The following is a 16,362-nucleotide window of genomic DNA, read 5'->3' as shown; positions in this document are numbered from 1 at the left end:
GCCACAAATGCTCGCAATAGTCACACCTTTTAATCCGCTTATCCAATTGGTCGTGCAGCTCTCCGTTATTTAGCGCCTGTAATACCGGCAAAGCTTCCGCCATGTCTAACCCTTCGATAAATTGTAGCGCGAATTCAATGGCGCCTTTTCCATAGTCTCGGTCGTTTTTAGTTGTCATTTAGTCGTTCCCCTTTTCAGTGGTTTTAGTTGTTTAATCGGTTGTTAGTTTCGTAGGTTTGCTAATACTTGACGCAATTCCTCAGAATCTGCGAAAATGAATACGAGATTCCCAGTATGCTTGCGCGATGGTTCGATATCGACTATTTGAAAACCCTTCGCCAGCAAAAGCCGCGCAACTCTGAGCGATAAAATACATTTCATAAATTACACCTCCAATTTAGTACCTGGTCATAAGTTATAGATTAGAATGATTATAACTAACCGACTTGTCGGACAATAAGACAAACAAGCGCGCAAAAACCACTCTCGTTAAATCACCGCGTTTTTAAAGCCGTACGGACGTTTTAATGCGTCTCGGCAGTGTTAGTATTCAAACACATTTAAAACGCCTGTACGGGCCTCCTACGAGCTCACAGCGCTATGTCTATCGTCTAGTGTCCGCGTAAATAGACAAGCGTTAATATAAAACCCTTGCGTCTCGTCCTAACGGCCGATCCGCTGCCCTTGTATTACCTTTTTCGCATAATTCCCTTTTCGCAATATGTTTTAGATATTGAATCGTAGTGACAGTTGAGGTACGAAACTGGCACAAAGCTTTTAAAGACCTTAAGAGCATTGCGTCCTTTCAGTCCGCTACGACGTAAAGAATAAAAGATAAATGCGTAAAAGATTAAAATCATAAGTCCGCTAAAGCGTCCTTAATAAACTCGTTTCACTCGTTTATAAACACTATAGGAAGAAACTCGTCAAATGGAACACCCGGCTCTGTGGTGCGCGCGCGTTGAGGTACTTCAAAGCCTTGTGGGAGTAAGGCTCAAAAAGTCGAAAAAAGCTAAATTGTGAACTTTTTATAGGACTTTCGACTCATTTTTACAGGTAATCCATCAAATTAAGCAGATTTTAGATATTTTTCATTTCTTCATCCCGATAACGCTGAATCTTTTGTGGCTGGAGGGCTTATTTTTTCGCCCTTTCACAAATGACAAGGGCAAAAAATATGACCGGAAGACACAAAAGATTCGGCAACTTCAATAAAGGGGCTTGAGCGTAGCGAAACCCCTATCGTTTCACTTTAAAAATTAACTTATAACGTTTCTCAGCCAGTCCAGACCGTTCCTGTGCGTTTTTGACGCCCTCAGACCGTCCGTATGGCGTTCTAAGCTCCGTTCGAATACTAACCCTGCCCAACGCCCTTAAAACGTCTCTACGGCTCTCCTACGCAGCCATGCGCAAGCACACAAGCCTACGAGCCATTCTAGCCGTCAAATTAGCGCCGTTAGCGTCCTCCGAAGGGGAATATAGCCAACACGCCTTAAAACGCCTCTGAGGGGCCTCTACGGACGTCCTAGCGACTAGCACCGATTTTGCCGTGTATGATCGGTTAACTTCCTTTATTCTCATTTAAGAAAGTCTAATTGATAATGTAAACTTAGTACCTGGTACTAATAAAACGTTAAAACTTGCGAACAAACGTTCGTTGTGCTATACTAAGATTAATTACTACCGGAGTCATCCCCGCCTAATTGGAGCCTCCGGTAGTACTGGAAGTCACGCTGTTACCGCAGCGCAAGTTCACCGCGTATCCTCCGCAAATGCGTTGCCGCGCAATTGGTTCGGATACTATTAATCAAGCAGTCTTACTTAATGAGTGTGCACAATCAGGATCCATTACGTCGCAACCGTATCTAGCTTTCTTAGAAACTTGCGGAAATAATGCGAAAAATTGATCCGGACTAAGATTAGCGAAGGGCTTATCCTCTCCAGCTAGATAAACATTATACCAACCAACCACCGTGCGAACATACTTAACTTGAACCGGGTTTATAATTAACGGAATAAACATTGATATTTCCTCCTAGTGAGCTCGCCGGTATTCGAGTACCGGCGGCTTTTTTAATATTCGTAACCTGGTACTTCTGCAAAAACTTTTACTACTTGTAAGAACGTTGCTTTCCGGAGCCAATCGATATCGATTTCACCTTTAAGCAGTTTACCAACCGGTAAAAACTCTGCATGGAACCTTTTGCAAGTTGCGCGGTCAATGTGAATGGAAGTTTGGTCTTTATTGATTGGATAATCAAGAACGAATATGTTCGGCTCATCATCGGTTATCTCCATAATTAAGTCGGGCGCTAAAACGAGCTCATCAACCTCCACAGGCGTCCAATGTACATCATCGCTTACGTCATAAATGACTCTAATTGTGCTTTGCATCTGTTTACCTCCTTCTATTTATTGGGCAATTCGTTCTGCTTGTCTTTATTGTAATGCATACCGTCATTTTTGTAAACAATAATTACTAAAAAAACATTTTATTTCACATTTTGGTGTATTGTGGTAAGATTTTAGGGAAGAGGTGATCTATATGAAGAGTTACTTAAAAGAGATAATCGAAGAACGGGGCATAAAAATAACTTGGCTATCTGAGAAATCCGGAATCAGTCGGAATACTATACATACTTACTTAAATGGTGGCATCCCAGCGTTAGACAAAGCGTACGCCATTGCCAACGCGTTAGGACTTTCAGTAAAGGAAATATGGAAAGACGAAGAAGACGCCAATTAAGGCGCCTTTTTTTATTGTATGATCGCTCTTATACCGCCAGTTGAACGCTGTTGACTAGCCGGCTTGGGCAGCGGTGTTAATGATCGGTTGAATTGCGTAAATGTCTCAGCTTGGAAAACCTTGAACGGGTAATCGCCGTCAATCGCATAGCGCTGAGCGCTCAGAACGAGTACATGCGGAAAAGGAGTGGCCATGATTCCGGTATTGTAAAAATCGACGTAACGCTGCAGCTTATCGTTCATTTGCTTTTCACTGTAGACTGTCTTTTGTACCTCGATAAAAAACGGAGTGTTTCGATACATGGCGAAGATGTCCGGCTCAGATAAGCCTTTTCTGCCGTATTTTGGCTCGACCAGGAACGTCTCAAGCCGGCCTAGCTTCCGCATCTCCATATATACTTCTAGAATTGCGAGGAAGTGGCCTATTTTCTGGCTCTGCTTCTTTATTTGCGTCTCAGGTCCAAAATAGAGGTACGGAACGAACGCAGTCGAGCGCTGTATCTGACCGTCTCGTAAGAGGCGCAATAAAACGTTATTTGCTGCTAGCTTCGGATTCTTTAAGCCTGCGAAATGTAACTCCGCAATCGAGTCACGGTCCATCACACGGAATTTATTCAAGTCGCGAATAATCGCTTTGTCACGGCTACTTAGTGGCATCGTAAAACACATCCTCCTCGGTTAGCACTTCGCTATCAGACTGCGAGCACTTTGCTACTTCCTTCGTAAACATATCCGTCCACGAGTCCGACTTATACTTATCGAGTAACTCCTCGGCATCCTCCTCCGTTAAATAGGGCGCCTGCAGCTCCGTTAGTTCGTCGCGTTTAACAAGGAATCGACCTGGCGTTGTCTTGCTTATGCGCTCACTTCCGGGAGTACCGATTATCTTCGAGTTTGAGGCGTCAGTTGTCCGAAAACCCATTCTAACCGTCAGCAAGCCGCGAATCTTCGTATCTAATATGTCGTGGCTAGGCCGTTGAAGCGAAAGTATGCAATAGATGCCTAGCGCTCGGCCAAGCGAGGTAATTTGTACGATTTGCTTTTTCATCTGCTTATCGTCCATTATCATTACGATTTCATCGATGGCCAGTAAGATAAACGGCTCGGCTTTCGGTAGTTTCGTTATATGCGTAACTCGGTGCTTATTAAGGAGCTCCCCTCTTCGCTTCAATTCACGGTGAATATGCGCAAGCATTCGCGCCATGTCTTCCGGATAGACACATACGCTTTTAACGTGCTCGACGTCTTTAAATAAGAAAAACTCGCTCATCTTTAAGTCGCCCAGGTATATGTGTAATTGGTCCGGCGTTTTATGCTGTATGAGAGTCGCCAAGATACTTCGGAGCTGCGTACTCTTACCGGCGCCAGGTTCGCCCGAAATGAGGCAATTTGGCTCTGTAATGGCGTCATATATCATCCACTTGCCGGCGCAGTCCTTGCCGCATACAATCGGCATTTCGAGCCCTTCGAGCTCCGGCTCTAGTTTTACGTAATTATAATTAAGCTCTTTCGGCAGCGAGCCTTTATTAACCGTTAAAGTAAACCGTTTGACTTCGCCATCAAGCTCGACGTTTTGACCGAAATACTGCTCGAATACATAGAAGTTCTTTTTCAATAGCTTGGGATCCAATCCGTTGGGTAGCGTGAAGGTTATAGAAGTAGAGGCGTCAGTGATAGTTACATTGCGGATTTTTGGAAGGATTAAGCGCTCATTGCCGTCGCTCATTTTATAAGTCAGGTGCAAGTCGGCCGAACGGAAGGCTTTGATTATCTTCTTGCGTGCCATTAGCTTCGCCCATAGTCCGCTCATCGTAGGAACCTCAGTATTGCGTCAGATTGGAGAAAGTACACGCTTACCGCTAAAGCTGCGATCGGTACAAGCAATTTCAACGCCACACTCAACCAAATAATTCCGGTATCTTCCGCAACCTTATCCAGCAAAGCCACCGCAATAATACTACCGCCAGCGATTATAATGCCAGGTCCAAACATTTAAACTCCTCCTAATTTTCTGATAACTTAATTGTCTGACTATTCGATTAATCTGAAAGGTTTCCCCGCACCCCTTCCCCTTTCTCCCGCCTTCGGCTCATTCTTTAACAGATTTTGTTTTTCGCTCTATAACTATCTTTCTACTTGTACGAATGCATTTACTATAAACAGTTGATAATGTTTTAAAATAGAAAACTAAAACAGTTGGTTTCGTGTTAATAGCCTATGCCGCACCGGTTGTCTAACTTTACTAGTCCGATTAAAAAAATTTCGGAGTCAGATCGTATAACTTTCGCAGTTGTTGTCCATAACGATAGTATCAATGAACGATAAGGAGAGAGATTCATATGGGATTGTTTACAGGGAAGCCGAGGTCATCGCTTGGCAAGTGGCTTGACGCCAGGGGAATTACGCAAGAATGGCTGGTAAGGAAAACGAAGGTTAATAGAACGACGATCAGCAAGATAGCTTCTGACGATGAGTATTCGCCAACGCTGCCGACTATCAAGAAGATAATGAAGGCGATAAGAGAAATCGATCCGTCAGCAAAGGCCAACGACTTTTTCGATATTTAACTATTTACAAAGGAAGAATTTTCCGTTATACTGAATGTAATAGAAATAAACTAACGTTACATTGAGGGGCGATAAAATGAGTAATGCAGTAGACGCACTTACGGAGAAAAAGGACATCGATAAAATGAAAAACGCTTTAAGCGGACGTGATCGGTTAATGTTCGTTATGGGAGTATCGCTCGGCCTGCGCATAAGCGACCTATTATCGCTCAAAATTGGCGATGTAAGAGGTAAAACGCATGTAAAGGTACGGGAACAAAAGACGAAGAAAATGCGCCCAATTAAGCTGAGCCAGACGGTTATGAGCGAGGTAAGTAAATTAGACGGAGCCGACGGGGATTACATATTCAAGTCGCGCAAAGGCGATAACAAGGCGATTAGTCGCGTGCAAGCTTACCGCATACTAAACGACGCAGCAAAGCGAGCTGGCATCGATATCACAATCGGCACACACACGCTCAGGAAGACGTTCGGCTACTCGTTATATAAGCAAGGTATAGACATAACCCGGATCATGGCGATTCTAAACCACAGCACGCCAGCAATGACGCTCAGCTACATCGGAATAACTGCGAAAGAAATAGATGCAGCGTACGAGGCTATCGAGGTATAATTACTTCGAAGCCTTTTTACGTTGAACCCTCGGATTTTAAAAATTATAGCGCTAAATTTTCTAGGCCGAGGATTTAAAAATTGCGCTCAGACTTTTTCCGGCCTTGACCGAGCCCCTCCGGATTTCGAGGCGCCCCCCATATTCGGAATATTCGCGTTATGCATACGTACTCATTTCGTTGTATAACGAATGTAACAGAACTATCTTTTGTTACGTTCGGCACACGCTGCAAACCGCTATATATCAACGTTTAACCCTTCGTTCATTCATCGTTCATCCTCTATCCGTTTATACAATCGCTCAGACCGCATTCTTACGCTGCATTTATACACTCCGGACAGCTACCGAATGTATAAGATACTGCATACGATCGCCAGGCTTACCGGCTGAACCCCGAGGTTTCAGAGGCACTCACCCACGGCGAGGCGAAAGCTGGTAAACGCCAGGATTATGCGTATATGTAACCATATGTAACCGCAAGTATAATTACCCCTCTTTTCGGGTACATTCCGGAAGTGCCATCGCTCTTACTCTCGCAAGGGATACAGCGTTTATCGTGCAATTTCGTACATCACTGGCGCCAATGTTTACCGTCAACCTCTCGCGCTTCCGCTTGAACGCCTCCCGCTGTGGGCTACGTCCTCCACTTCCGTAAATAATTCCGCAATATCAACATATTTCGCTTGACTTTCTTTTCGGTCTTCAACTTACTGAGCAGAAGATTGGAAACGGCTGGAAGCAGACTTTGCCCCTATACGCCGACAAACGGAGGTCTGAAGGCATATAGAAGTAAAGTCGCAATACTTACGTCGCTTTCGAATGGTATCCGTGTGTATAGCCCTTCTATAACTTTCGATCTTTCAACCGACTGCAGCTCGTACAATATCGCCCCTGTACGCGTTCAACTAAGAACATGCCGCAGTACCCGAATGCCGTAACATTCACGATAACCGCCCGAACCTTTCGCTCTCGCTGGTAGTTCGCACCTAGACCGCCACGCAACGTAGAAGGATCGTTGTTTAGTGTGACGCGCTAAGTTCTGCAATGGCTCAGCTCCCTGTCAAGTTTAGTTTCGAAACGTGTTACTAGGTTTCCACGTTTGGGTAAAACAAAAAGGCATACTCCGATCAACCCGTAAAAAGTACAAGGTTAAACAGAATATGCCAAAACAAGCCTCTTGCAAAAATACGAGAGTACACGTTATAATAAAGACATAAGTTTAACCTGTAGAGATGGTACAGGCGAAAGGTCATTTCCGTTAACGAGTTGGAGCTCATTAACACTATGGAAATGGCTTTTTTATTTGTCCGCGCTATTAAGTTATCTCTACTATACTACTTGTCTATTATTGCGTGCAAGAATTACTTTCCAAATAGCCTAGCGAAGAACCCCTTCTTCGGCTCCTCTTTCGGCTCTTCAGCCGCTGCCATTAATCGCTTCGTCTCCTGTACTTCACGTATGGCCGTCATTAACTGCTGATCCCTACGCTCGATTGATTCCGTTATGTATCTATGTTGTTCTTCTAATCGCGCCAATAACTCCCGGTTGAACCGTTCTTGCTGGTCGAGTCGGTCGTTTAGCTGATCGAATTTTGCATCTATTTCGCTAGTTGAGCGCTCATTGTCCGCGTAATCGTTTGGCGCTTGATCGCGCTCAGCATTTCCGCTTACAACGGCCTTTGTCGCCAGTTCTATCGGGACGCCTTTCGTAACTACAAGGTCGCGCAGATTCCTTAGCATTTCCACGTCTTTATCGTAGTAGATTCGTTGATTATGCCCGTTTCTCGCGAACTTATGCCCGCAGTTCTCTAGTGCTTGCGACCACCTGCGAAGGGTAGCGCCAGTCAAGTCTAATTGTTCGAATACATACTTTGCAAAGTAACCTAATTCCTCGCTCATGCCCGTTCATCCTCCGATTATACTAACGTTTTAAACTAGTATAGCACGGACGAGCGCAATTAAGCGAGCCCAGGCGCGTGTGCGCCCGGACTATTTACTGATTATTTCAATAAGTCGTTTAATTCGTCGAGCCCTTGGGCCACTTCCTCGTCAGTCAAGCGCTTGCGAGCCGGTTCATTAGTCAATTGCGAAACTTCAGTTCGATTAACTACACGTCCGCGTAATCGGTTGAACTCTTGGATAGCCTTAATAGATGGAATTCCGTTATTAGACGGACCATGTTCGATTAAGTAGATTAGTTTAGCGTCTACTAATGTCGTATAAGACTCCACTTTCATTTCGCTTAGCGCCGCAGTATAACGGATAAAGTCGATATCCTCCGTTCTCCAAGTGTGAAGATGTTTCCGGCTGATTCCGATTTCTTCCGCTAATTCCTCTTGCGTGCGCTTCTCTTTCCCGGCAAATTCGTTTGCAACAAGCAAGTGAGCCGCCATTTGTTGCTGCGGAGTAAGATTCTCCTGTAATTCTTTTAAAGTTGCCATTCCGTTTCCCTCCTAATATAAGTGTTTAATTGACTCGTAGTGTTCCTTGAGACGCTTGAGCTCCGCGTTTAATACCGCTTCATCGCTCTTGTAAAGCTCGTAATTCGTATGAACTTTCTCCATAAGAAGCTTTTGCTCGGAGTCATCCAGTTTATAGTTATAAGCAAACGTCGAAATCACATGTTTAACCTCTAACCCGGCAATCTGCAGGTAGTTTAGCAATACCCGGACATAGTGATCCGGAGATTTACCGCCAGGACTTTTAATCGTCATTATTGCGCCTTTTAAACCAACGGCGAACGCCATGCCTCCGTTACCGACTGTTCTACCCAATAAGACTAAATCATCCGTATATGAATCAAACTTCGAAACGTCAATCGGAAGAATCGCTTGTGCTTCATCGCAAAGCTTTGCGTATTTTACTAGAATGTCGAATAACGGTTTGCAGCGTTCAAACAGTATAAAGCCGACTTCCGGAGATACGAAGTTATCCGGCGGACTTGGTGGCAGTCCTCGCGAAACTCGATCCGCGCTCAATTCTTCGATTTCCTTTTTCATTTTCACGATATCACTCATTTAAGCACCTCCTATTAAATAAGCCCGACCGAAGCCGAGCCCGTTTTATTTCATTCCGCTCATATACTTACTCATTCCGAATTTAGATGCTTGCAACGAGTCAACGTGCGGCTCCACAATGCGCCCAACTTCGTGCCCGTCCATATTAACGGTAAGACTCATAAGATTATCTAACTTACGGTCTAATTTCTGCAATACGGCCTCGAGTCCAGAGCTTTTAGTATTTACATCGTAACTAGCCTGGACTCCGGCAGCCATCCCTGCACTAGAAGGAGTTTCGTAAGCTAAGGATAGCGTAGAGGATTCCGGTAAAGCAGCAAGTGCCATATCGCCGGTAATCGCCTTGACGTTGTTAATCATTGATGCAATCCCTTTAGCGAACCCCTCACCCGTGTAGACACCTAATTTCATCATCTCTCGTGAGGGCGAATGAATGTTTAGCGCCTTCTTAATAGCGCCTCCGACTCCGTTAGCGATTTCCTTCGCCTTATCCCAAACCGCTGAAGCCATTGAGCCAATTCCCGAAATCAATCCACGGATGATGTTTTTCCCAACCTCCAATAAATCGACTTTCTTAATTTCTTCGATAATCTTACCGCCGATTTTCATAGCTGCAGAACCAAGTTGACCAATAATCGAAATTAATCCGGTGATTAGCGCAAGAACAAGGTCAGCTCCCGCCTTTAGAATTTGCGGTAAATGGTCTATGATCGCCTTAATAATCGAAACAGCCAGCTTAATTGCGGTTGTAATCAACATCGGTATAATCTTAATCAATCCGTTAATGAGCGCCATGACTAACTTTACACCCGCATTGATGATCGCCGGTAAATTCGCAATAAGTGCGTCAACAATCGCAAATACCAATTGAATCGCAGTTGTTATTAAAATCGGTAAAATCTTAACGATACCGTCAATAAGCGCCATTAAAATCTGAATACCTGCGTCAAGAATGACCGGTAAATTTTGAACAAGCAATTGCACCACTGACATAACTAACGTAAGCGCCGTCTCGATTAATAACGGTAAAACTGAAATGATTCCGTCAATAAGCGCATTTAGTAAAGAAATACCTGCCCCAATGATTAATGGCAGCGCTTGAACAATTCCGCTGATAAGAGCGGATAAAACGGTAATCCCCGCATTAATTATCGTTGGTAGCGCCGCAATTATAGCGCCTAGTAATGCTGTGAAAATCTCGATAACCGCCGTAATTAGTTGAGGCAATGCGACTGCAATTCCGAGGACTAATGTCGTCAAGATTTGCGTGCCTGCCGTTGTCAATTGCGGTAGAATTGTCGTTAAAGTTGTCGTAAAGGTATTCACCAGTTGCGTGATTACTCCGATGAGAGTCGGAATCTGTGAAAGAATTCCGTTAAGAATTCCGGTTATTATTTGTACACCGGCTTCTAGGAACTTCGGCAGACTTGCGACAAATGAATTAATCATTCCGGTGACTGACTCAACGACTTTATTCATTAATTCCGGAACCGTTATGCCCATTCCGTTAGCAATCATACTGATCATGTTCACACCAACGATGATTAGTCGTGGAATTCCGCCAAGTAAAAACCCGATAAGCGAAGGGATAAACTTTGCCGCAATCTCTGCAATGCCGCTGAAATCGAGGTTCATAGCGTTTTTAACGGCATCCTGCGCTTCACCGCCAAAGTTCTTCAATTTATCTATAATTCCGCCAATAATAGGACCCATCACTGCAGATACCTTTTCAAATACTCCCCTAACCGAGTCAGCAATTCTAGCGAATGTTTCGCTTATCCAACCGCCAATAGCTGAAAGCGCCGGTTTAATTTCGCTAAACTTCTGCACTAGCCACGTAACGGACGCACCGAACGCTGTCTTTATCGCCTCGGCCGTTACTTTCGTTGCGTTTACAATCCACGCCCATGCCGCGTTGACCGCGTTTCTAAATGTTTCACATTCGTTATAAGCGATATAAAATGCCGCCGCAATTAAGATGATTGCTGAAACCACGCCGCCGGCAATTGCGATTATTTTAAATAATGCCAACGATGTTATGCTAAACATTGCTGCGATTGCCCCGAACCCGCTCACGATTCCCGGTATAGCACTGAGTAGTATTAAAGCAAGTCCACCTAAAAGCATTAATACGGTCGATAACATCGTCCCACCTGCGATAAAATGTCTAGTAGCCGGGCTAAGTTTAGCAAACCCTTCTGCTAATTTAATTATTTGATTTAATAAAGGCTGTATGGCTTTCATTACTCCAGTAAGGACTTCTCTAAATTGATCTCCCATTATCATTACGATATATTTAATTGTATTTCTCAACATCTTCAATTGGGAGTCAAATGTTGCATACCGCTGTGCAGCTTCATTTGCTAAAGCCGTGTTTTCATCCCAGGCCTGCCCCGAAATCCTTAGCGCGTCACTCAGTACGTTACTGGCTCCTGATAAACGGAGCAATGTATCAGATTCACGGATACCTTTAATACCTAAACCGTCAAGGATTGCCGTTAGGTTCTTTCCTTCTGCAGACGATTTCCCCAGCCCTTGAACTAACGCGAGAATAGCAGAAGTTGCATCCTTTTCAAACGCTTGCTTAAATTGCGCCGACGACATGCCTGCTACTTTGGCAAAGCCTTCAAGCGATTTTCCACCCTTACCAACGGCGTTTTGAATTTTCTTCATAACCGTAGACATTGCCGTTCCACCGGCCTCGGCCTCGATACCCACCGATGACATAGCTGTAGCAAGCGCGGCAATTTGAGCCTCAGTTAGTCCGATTTGCTTACCCTGACCTGCTAACCGAAGTGACATATCTACGATTTCTTTCTCAGTTGTTGCGAAATTATTGCCGAGAGCAACGATTGTCGAACCGAGATTTTCGAATTTGTCTTGGGGCATTTGCGTAATGTTTGCTAACCGTGCGAGTGCAGTCGCTGCTTCGTCAGACGACATGTTCGTCGCAACGCCCATATTTACCATTGTTTTTGTAAAGCCAAGGATAGCCTCGTTCTTAATGCCGAGCTGACCGGCTGCTTCCGCTACTCCTGCGATTTCCTCTGCCGTTGCTGGCATTTCTCTCGACATGGCTAGGATACCTTTGCGAAATCCTTCAAGTTCCCTATCTGTGGCATTGACCGTTTTCTTGACGCCCGCAAATGCAGATTCGAAATCCGCGGACACCTTGACGGCGTAACCGATACCAATGGCCATACCAGATGCTAACGCTACTGTTGCTTTTCCGAGATCGCCAATCGCCTTGAATCCTTTTTGCGTGTCACGAACAAATCCAGATACTTGGTTGCTGGCCGCGGTTAATCCGGCTGAAAGTCCTGAAATATTCGCGCCTATGTGGACTATTAGACTCTGATCCGCCATTTATGTCGTCACCGCCTTCAGGTACCTAGACAATAGTTCGCCCGATTTTTCGACAAGTTGTTCCGCCTTTTGATAGCGCCCTTTTTGACCCGCTTCACATGCCCGGATCATCGTTTCAAATCCTTCTCGCAATAAACGAAAACCTCGACGGTCTTCGTGCGAAAGTTTCAACTCGCCTAACTTCACCAAGCCTTTGCTAAGTTGTCGCTCTGCTTGACGCCATACAGCATCTGGCGGTAATACTTGCGCCTTCGCTACGTTTTCCATCCAAGCGCCTGTCTGCGCGTAATACTCGACAACAATACGTTGGACATCGCGTAAGTCATTCATAATTTTCGTCTCCTCCACGCCATTTAATATGACTGCTCCCGACAGCGAAAAATGGCTTCCGCTGGTTCATCGCATTATGTAAAAAAGAGCCTCCCGAAGGAAGCTCCCGTGCCGTGCCAGGCGTTACAGCGACGATGTCGCCGATTGGTAATTATCGAATGTATACCGGTCCATGTGGACGTTGGATTCCGGAAGCGCATTCGGTATAGATTTACTCTTGTTCCTTCTCCGCCTCGACCTTTTCTAAATGGAAGAACGTATCAGGCGTATTAATGTAATCTGCAACCCGTCTGTCATATGAATCTTTAACATTATCAATTACCGTCGGATTGAATAACTTCGCGCTGAACATGGAGTCAGCTTGCTCGATAATTTGCTTGGCTTCTCGCTGCTCGTCAGTGATAAAGTCGCTTTCAAGCTTATCGTATAGTTTCGATAGGTTAGATTTAACGGTGCCGTCTGCCTGTGGAATGATTGGCGTAATGACTTCCGCATACTGATCCCTAAACTGATTAGCGATGTAAGGGTCCTCGATGCCTTTCGCAAATTCACTAATCATTTCCGCAGCACGATCCGCTCTGGTTGAAAGGAGTACGCGAGTTTTTAACTCCGCCAATCCCCGTTCATATTTTTTAACGGCAGCGTCGTCCGGCTTTTTGTTCGGATTTTCAAGGAAGCGCTCGGCTTTGCCTTTTGCTCGGATAACCTCCGTCTGATAATCGTCTTTTGCTTGTTTAGCAAACTGCATTAATTGGCGCCCATGTTGTTTTTTAAGCTCAGCGATTTTTTGTTTGCGCCCTAATTCGGACAGTGTGGCATCTTTGCCGATTTTAGATTCTTCTTCTTTAAGCATCATCATTAAAGCTCGGTACTGACCGGTAGTTGCCTGCTGTATTTCATGCGCCTTTTGAATATGTTCTCTCATAATTATTTAGCCCCCTTAATTCTTTTAATTCCGCTCGGTAATTCTTTGCCTGTATGGTCAATCCTATCTTCCGACTCCCATATATCGTTTCTTGAAATCACAGCAGTCTTAATATCGTTTATGAAGTCAACGGGATTACTTACCGAATAGTAGGATCCGTTGATTGGAGTAGTCCTTGCGATTTCGTTAGCGATTCTATAAACCTCATGGTATTCGTCTTGTTTGTCGTAGAGATCGAATAGTGCGTTAAAGTAAGTTGAGCGTGCATCCTCTAATTTTTGTACAAGTGGCGCAACCTCACTCGCAACTACGGCCGGTCTGTAATGGTTCAAGTAATCAAGTACTAAGTCAGTGCGTTTAATGCTATGTCCTTGGTTTGAGACAATTTCGTGCGCCTTGCTTCTTTCCTCAATCTTTGCAGCAACCTCTTTCTCTGCCGCTTCAATGTCGGCTCGAAGTTTTGCCTTTTCACTGCTTTTATCGACACCACTTGTCACTTCAATGCTGAATACTTCATCTAGTTTGATTTTTAAATCGTTAACCTTTTTCTCTGCTTTATCGACTTGCTCAACATATTTTTGAACTGTTTTTGCCCCTTCTTCACCTTGTACTAAATACTGGTTATATAAATCCCACTTTTTCATCATAATTCCCCCTGTTTTATAAGTTTTCGGTAATAGATGTGCCACGGATACATGCGTCTGCAGCCATCATTTGGCACGTTTTAAATCGACCTGTCGGTTCAATGTTGAACTTGACCCTCTCTGGGTATATCGTCAACCACTCGCGTTTATTACGAAGATGATGATCTGCAATACGAACTAACACATCGCCGTCAGCTCCGTGCTGATTGAGTATTTCTCTGACGTAAAACCTAACGGTTTCCTGGCGCGAAGCAGCACCGATATTATAGGAGCCGATGAACTCTATTACAGGCTTACCGTTCTCCACTCGATAACGCTCAATTCCCACACCCACTGTTCCGTCTTGCCTGAAGCAAGCTACTCGGTATTTAACTGGATTTTCAAGCATCCGGCTCACCCTCTGTCAGTTTTTTAAGAACTCCGTCAGTCCAATCTTTCATATCATTTCGTCGATCACTTTTTTGCTTTTTGCTCAATAACCGGTCTAACTGGCGCTGTGATAACTTAGATTGGCGTACCTCTTTCGAGTTTCTGCGTCCCGTGTTAATCCCTCCTCCGTAAACTCAAATAAGCCGGCAATGAGTCGGCCGTCTTCTTTATAAACTTCTGCGATTATTTCGTAATTTTCATCGTCAATCAACTTAGTGATAGCGCCATATCTGTCCGTGTAAATCATTTGCTCAAGTCCGTCCAGATTTTCTGCGTTTTATAATCTGCATACTGATTTACCATGCCGAATACAATTTCTTCTACTGGTTGTCTGGAAGTGATTGCGACGTAATAAGCCAGCAAGGTAAAGTTCTTATCTCCGAAGCGATCACGGTTTGCAAAGAAATAGTCGACCACTGGCTTAGCACCTTTTTTCGCATTGCATGTCGGACAAGATATTACGAGATTGCTAATATGATTGCGTCCACCCTGGCTGCGAGCGTAAATGTGCTCTAGATGAAAAGTAGGTCCGTCTGGATCTTCTTTTGCCCCGCAATAAATACAATGGCCATCGAAAGTCTCAAACAGTGCCTTCACTTCTTCAAGTGTTACTTCAACCTTATGGTCGTCAGCTTCTGCTCGTTGTTTAAGTTTATAAAAGGCGTGGTTCGCTTTGTCAGCTGATTTAAGTTTGCATACCCGACAACGGGTCGTGTAAAGTCCTTCACATCGACTATCCTTCTCAAAGTCTCCAATTTCTTTCGAATCGCCACATATACGGCAAGTACGTTTTTCATTCATGCGCTTTTACCTCTCCTTTTAAAGTGGAAATCCATCCAAAGTCGCGGAATCATTTCCATGATTTGTCGCTGAGTGCAATGCGGTCCGAAGGTGAAATACTTTGTCTCCTTGCCGTCCGTGACTTTCGCAACAATATTTTTTTGATGATATGGGTAGTTTCCGCCAGGTATACAAAGGGTCGTGAAAATTGCCTTTTCTCCGCTCATTGCTCTTGCACTCCTTCCGTTTTTATGGTATTGTAATATCGGGATACTACGTCTTAATTTTAAAAAGTTCGTAAAAACTGAAAAAGTCCGCTGGCATTTCCGCCTCAAGACGTATCAGTTTACTGCGAACATAGTCAGATACTTCACGTTTATTATTTTCGATAGCACAAATAGTTGATGGAGCAACTCCGATTCTCTTGCCGAATTTGTCCATTGACTCGCTCAAGTAATAGCGAATAGCCTTCATCTTCATTCCGTTCATATCTTATCCCCCCATCTGTTCCGTTTGACCGCTTAAAAATACCGCCCTGTTACGGGCTTCTTACTAATACCTTATTGTCGCCACTTAAAATAAGTCTCGATCGTCTCCGTGATAGCTTACGTGTTTGATTGACTTCTTCCGGTTGCCGTCGCCAAAGCTATCGCGATTCGTCTCAACGTAATCCATTAGCGCCACACCTGACGGCCTTTCGTACTTCCATCCGATTTTAAGCATCGAATATTCTTGAACCCAAAACGGATATTCCAACCACCAAATATAATCGTCCATTAAAGTACGTTTTCGCGGTTTCGGATTTAGCAGCGCATCATTCGCGCGTTGATCCCGTCGTTGTAAAGTTTTGAGATCCCGTTTACATTCGTCCGAGCAAGTCCGCTTTGTATTTCGCAGGCTATCGTCGCGCCACAAATGCTCGCAATAGTCACACCTTTTAATCCGCT

At 44.4% G+C, this 16,362-nt stretch carries 20 protein-coding genes; 3 read left to right on the top strand and 17 right to left on the bottom strand.

What is annotated here, in order from left to right:
• Positions 1-222: 222 nt before the first annotated feature.
• From BABA_RS28530 to BABA_RS17165, 3 genes are all read right to left on the bottom strand, one after another.
• On the bottom strand, positions 223-381 hold the full coding sequence (locus BABA_RS28530) for a DUF5659 domain-containing protein (protein WP_420806001.1): 159 nt from the start codon (positions 379-381) through the stop codon (positions 223-225).
• 1,426 nt (positions 382-1,807) lie between these two features.
• Positions 1,808-2,023, bottom strand: coding sequence for a hypothetical protein (locus BABA_RS17170; protein ID WP_007086484.1), 216 nt, complete (start codon positions 2,021-2,023; stop codon positions 1,808-1,810).
• 50 nt (positions 2,024-2,073) lie between these two features.
• Positions 2,074-2,394: a hypothetical protein gene (locus BABA_RS17165; protein ID WP_007086483.1), complete on the bottom strand. Its 321-nt coding sequence runs from the start codon at positions 2,392-2,394 to the stop codon at positions 2,074-2,076.
• 151 nt (positions 2,395-2,545) lie between these two features.
• Here BABA_RS17165 and BABA_RS17160 point away from each other — a divergent pair, with 151 nt between their 5' ends.
• Positions 2,546-2,746 (top strand): helix-turn-helix transcriptional regulator, encoded by a 201-nt coding sequence (locus tag BABA_RS17160; protein WP_007086482.1) that lies wholly within the window; start codon positions 2,546-2,548, stop codon positions 2,744-2,746.
• Between the two features lie 11 nt (positions 2,747-2,757).
• Here BABA_RS17160 and BABA_RS28160 read toward each other — a convergent pair whose 3' ends face one another.
• The 3 genes from BABA_RS28160 to BABA_RS17145 form a co-directional block, all read right to left on the bottom strand.
• Positions 2,758-3,132, bottom strand: coding sequence for a hypothetical protein (locus BABA_RS28160; RefSeq protein ID WP_235749728.1), 375 nt, complete (start codon positions 3,130-3,132; stop codon positions 2,758-2,760).
• A 256-nt stretch (positions 3,133-3,388) separates the two neighbouring features.
• On the bottom strand, positions 3,389-4,201 hold the full coding sequence (locus BABA_RS17150) for an FtsK/SpoIIIE domain-containing protein (RefSeq protein WP_268870165.1): 813 nt from the start codon (positions 4,199-4,201) through the stop codon (positions 3,389-3,391).
• 350 nt (positions 4,202-4,551) lie between these two features.
• The gene (locus BABA_RS17145) at positions 4,552-4,737 is read right to left on the bottom strand and encodes a hypothetical protein (RefSeq protein WP_007086479.1); all 186 of its coding nucleotides are present in this window, start codon (positions 4,735-4,737) and stop codon (positions 4,552-4,554) included.
• Positions 4,738-5,084: 347 nt separating this feature from the next.
• Between BABA_RS17145 and BABA_RS17140 the strand changes: the two genes are divergently transcribed.
• Together BABA_RS17140 and BABA_RS17135 are read left to right on the top strand one after the other, a co-directional pair.
• Complete coding sequence (locus BABA_RS17140; RefSeq protein ID WP_007086478.1) at positions 5,085-5,312, top strand: helix-turn-helix transcriptional regulator; 228 nt, start codon at positions 5,085-5,087, stop codon at positions 5,310-5,312.
• Between the two features lie 76 nt (positions 5,313-5,388).
• A complete protein-coding gene (locus BABA_RS17135) occupies positions 5,389-5,925 on the top strand; it encodes a tyrosine-type recombinase/integrase (protein ID WP_007086477.1) in 537 nt (178 codons plus the stop codon).
• Positions 5,926-7,286: 1,361 nt separating this feature from the next.
• On the opposite strand, the gene BABA_RS26125 is transcribed toward BABA_RS17135, so the two are convergent.
• The 11 genes from BABA_RS26125 to BABA_RS17075 all read right to left on the bottom strand — a co-directional run bounded on the left by BABA_RS26125 (position 7,287) and on the right by BABA_RS17075 (position 15,904).
• On the bottom strand, positions 7,287-7,823 hold the full coding sequence (locus BABA_RS26125) for a DUF3967 domain-containing protein (protein WP_007086476.1): 537 nt from the start codon (positions 7,821-7,823) through the stop codon (positions 7,287-7,289).
• A gap of 101 nt (positions 7,824-7,924) precedes the next feature.
• On the bottom strand, positions 7,925-8,365 hold the full coding sequence (locus tag BABA_RS17125) for a phBC6A51 family helix-turn-helix protein (protein WP_007086475.1): 441 nt from the start codon (positions 8,363-8,365) through the stop codon (positions 7,925-7,927).
• Positions 8,366-8,377: 12 nt separating this feature from the next.
• Positions 8,378-8,941, bottom strand: coding sequence for a hypothetical protein (locus tag BABA_RS17120; RefSeq protein WP_007086474.1), 564 nt, complete (start codon positions 8,939-8,941; stop codon positions 8,378-8,380).
• 45 nt (positions 8,942-8,986) lie between these two features.
• Positions 8,987-12,307, bottom strand: a complete 3,321-nt coding sequence (locus tag BABA_RS17115; RefSeq protein ID WP_007086473.1) for a phage tail tape measure protein — start codon at positions 12,305-12,307, stop codon at positions 8,987-8,989.
• Positions 12,308-12,637 (bottom strand): hypothetical protein, encoded by a 330-nt coding sequence (locus BABA_RS17110; protein WP_007086472.1) that lies wholly within the window; start codon positions 12,635-12,637, stop codon positions 12,308-12,310. It abuts the gene before it with no gap.
• A 211-nt stretch (positions 12,638-12,848) separates the two neighbouring features.
• Entirely contained in the window at positions 12,849-13,562 is a 714-nt protein-coding gene (locus BABA_RS17105) for a hypothetical protein (RefSeq protein WP_007086471.1), read from the bottom strand.
• Positions 13,563-13,564: 2 nt separating this feature from the next.
• Positions 13,565-14,206, bottom strand: coding sequence for a coiled-coil domain-containing protein (locus BABA_RS17100; RefSeq protein WP_007086470.1), 642 nt, complete (start codon positions 14,204-14,206; stop codon positions 13,565-13,567).
• 16 nt (positions 14,207-14,222) lie between these two features.
• Positions 14,223-14,594, bottom strand: a complete 372-nt coding sequence (locus tag BABA_RS17095) for a hypothetical protein (RefSeq protein WP_007086469.1) — start codon at positions 14,592-14,594, stop codon at positions 14,223-14,225.
• 284 nt (positions 14,595-14,878) lie between these two features.
• Positions 14,879-15,436: an HNH endonuclease gene (locus BABA_RS17085; protein WP_007086467.1), complete on the bottom strand. Its 558-nt coding sequence runs from the start codon at positions 15,434-15,436 to the stop codon at positions 14,879-14,881.
• On the bottom strand, positions 15,433-15,642 hold the full coding sequence (locus BABA_RS17080; RefSeq protein ID WP_007086466.1) for a hypothetical protein: 210 nt from the start codon (positions 15,640-15,642) through the stop codon (positions 15,433-15,435). Before BABA_RS17080 ends, BABA_RS17085 begins: the two co-directional genes overlap by 4 nt.
• A gap of 46 nt (positions 15,643-15,688) precedes the next feature.
• Positions 15,689-15,904 (bottom strand): hypothetical protein, encoded by a 216-nt coding sequence (locus BABA_RS17075; RefSeq protein ID WP_007086465.1) that lies wholly within the window; start codon positions 15,902-15,904, stop codon positions 15,689-15,691.
• Positions 15,905-16,362 lie beyond the last annotated feature (458 nt).

It is taken from the genome of Neobacillus bataviensis LMG 21833 (assembly GCF_000307875.1).
In the GTDB taxonomy this organism is placed as follows: Bacteria; Bacillota; Bacilli; order Bacillales; family Cytobacillaceae; genus Neobacillus; species Neobacillus bataviensis.
Note: the sequence above shows the minus strand (reverse complement) of the source record. Positions and strands in the feature narration are given on the sequence as shown.

Excerpts from the sequence above, each read along its gene's own strand:
- BABA_RS28530 (WP_420806001.1), bottom strand. The coding sequence starts at position 381 with ATGAAATGTATTTTATCGCTCAGAGTTGCGCGGCTTTTGCTGGCGAAG.
- BABA_RS17125 (WP_007086475.1), bottom strand. The coding sequence starts at position 8,365 with ATGGCAACTTTAAAAGAATTACAGGAGAATCTTACTCCGCAGCAACAA.
- BABA_RS17110 (WP_007086472.1), bottom strand. The coding sequence starts at position 12,637 with ATGAATGACTTACGCGATGTCCAACGTATTGTTGTCGAGTATTACGCG.
- BABA_RS17095 (WP_007086469.1), bottom strand. The coding sequence starts at position 14,594 with ATGCTTGAAAATCCAGTTAAATACCGAGTAGCTTGCTTCAGGCAAGAC.
- BABA_RS17100 (WP_007086470.1), bottom strand. The coding sequence starts at position 14,206 with ATGAAAAAGTGGGATTTATATAACCAGTATTTAGTACAAGGTGAAGAA.
- BABA_RS28160 (WP_235749728.1), bottom strand. The coding sequence starts at position 3,132 with ATGCGGAAGCTAGGCCGGCTTGAGACGTTCCTGGTCGAGCCAAAATAC.
- BABA_RS17145 (WP_007086479.1), bottom strand. The coding sequence starts at position 4,737 with ATGTTTGGACCTGGCATTATAATCGCTGGCGGTAGTATTATTGCGGTG.
- BABA_RS17160 (WP_007086482.1), top strand. The coding sequence starts at position 2,546 with ATGAAGAGTTACTTAAAAGAGATAATCGAAGAACGGGGCATAAAAATA.
- BABA_RS17140 (WP_007086478.1), top strand. The coding sequence starts at position 5,085 with ATGGGATTGTTTACAGGGAAGCCGAGGTCATCGCTTGGCAAGTGGCTT.
- BABA_RS17135 (WP_007086477.1), top strand. The coding sequence starts at position 5,389 with ATGAGTAATGCAGTAGACGCACTTACGGAGAAAAAGGACATCGATAAA.
- BABA_RS17120 (WP_007086474.1), bottom strand. The coding sequence starts at position 8,941 with ATGAGTGATATCGTGAAAATGAAAAAGGAAATCGAAGAATTGAGCGCG.
- BABA_RS17080 (WP_007086466.1), bottom strand. The coding sequence starts at position 15,642 with ATGAGCGGAGAAAAGGCAATTTTCACGACCCTTTGTATACCTGGCGGA.
- BABA_RS17170 (WP_007086484.1), bottom strand. The coding sequence starts at position 2,023 with ATGTTTATTCCGTTAATTATAAACCCGGTTCAAGTTAAGTATGTTCGC.
- BABA_RS17075 (WP_007086465.1), bottom strand. The coding sequence starts at position 15,904 with ATGAACGGAATGAAGATGAAGGCTATTCGCTATTACTTGAGCGAGTCA.
- BABA_RS17165 (WP_007086483.1), bottom strand. The coding sequence starts at position 2,394 with ATGCAAAGCACAATTAGAGTCATTTATGACGTAAGCGATGATGTACAT.
- BABA_RS17150 (WP_268870165.1), bottom strand. The coding sequence starts at position 4,201 with ATGCCGATTGTATGCGGCAAGGACTGCGCCGGCAAGTGGATGATATAT.
- BABA_RS17085 (WP_007086467.1), bottom strand. The coding sequence starts at position 15,436 with ATGAATGAAAAACGTACTTGCCGTATATGTGGCGATTCGAAAGAAATT.
- BABA_RS26125 (WP_007086476.1), bottom strand. The coding sequence starts at position 7,823 with ATGAGCGAGGAATTAGGTTACTTTGCAAAGTATGTATTCGAACAATTA.
- BABA_RS17115 (WP_007086473.1), bottom strand. The coding sequence starts at position 12,307 with ATGGCGGATCAGAGTCTAATAGTCCACATAGGCGCGAATATTTCAGGA.
- BABA_RS17105 (WP_007086471.1), bottom strand. The coding sequence starts at position 13,562 with ATGAGAGAACATATTCAAAAGGCGCATGAAATACAGCAGGCAACTACC.